The organism is Protofrankia sp. CiP1_Cm_nod4, assembly GCF_982290645.1.
The window spans coordinates 5,078-5,702 of sequence record NZ_CEVIVC010000014.1 but is presented as its reverse complement, the minus strand read 5'-3'; the positions used below and the strand labels follow the sequence as shown (position 1 = coordinate 5,702).

Here is a 625-nt window from a genome sequence, read left to right as displayed (position 1 = left end):
CGGCGGTGGCACGCGGACGGGAGCGGGCGGGTCGCTGGCCGACCGGCTCGCCGGGCGCCCCGAGGACGAGCGGGAGCGGATCCTGCTCGGCCTGGTGCGCACGACCGCGGCGACCGTGCTCGGCCACGCCGACGCGGCGGTGATCGAGGCCGACCGCGGGTTCCTCGCGTCCGGGTTCGACTCACTGACCGCGGTGGAGTTCCGCAACCGGCTCGGCGCGGCCGCCGGGCTGCGGCTGCCGAGCACGCTGCTGTTCGACCATCCGACCCCGGCGGCGCTGACCGCGCACCTGCGCACCCTGCTCGTACCGGCCGCGCACGGCGGTGCCGGGAGCGCGGCCGTCCCGTCCCAGCGGGAATCGCTCACCGACGTGCTGGACCGGCTGGGCACCGTCCTAACGACCGCGCCCGACGCCGCCACCGACCCCGACGCCCACGAACGGGTCGCGGTCCGGCTGCGGCAGCTCCTCCAGGTCTGGGACGGCCGCCGGCCCGCCGGCGCGGGCGGCTCCCTCGCCGGTGACCTGGCGGATCTCCAGTCGGCCGACGACGACGAACTGTTCGACGTGCTCGACAACGAGCTGACCACCCCGTACGGAGGCTGAGCTCACATGTCCACCGCGTCC

The 625-nt window shown here is 76.3% G+C and carries 1 protein-coding gene; it reads left to right on the top strand.

Annotation, left to right across the window (positions count from 1 at the left end):
- Window positions 1-604, top strand: a 604-nt coding sequence (locus tag AC5LSR_RS04915; RefSeq protein ID WP_493468190.1) for an acyl carrier protein, incomplete at its 5' end; no start/stop codon positions are given.
- Window positions 605-625: the final 21 nt, after the last annotated feature.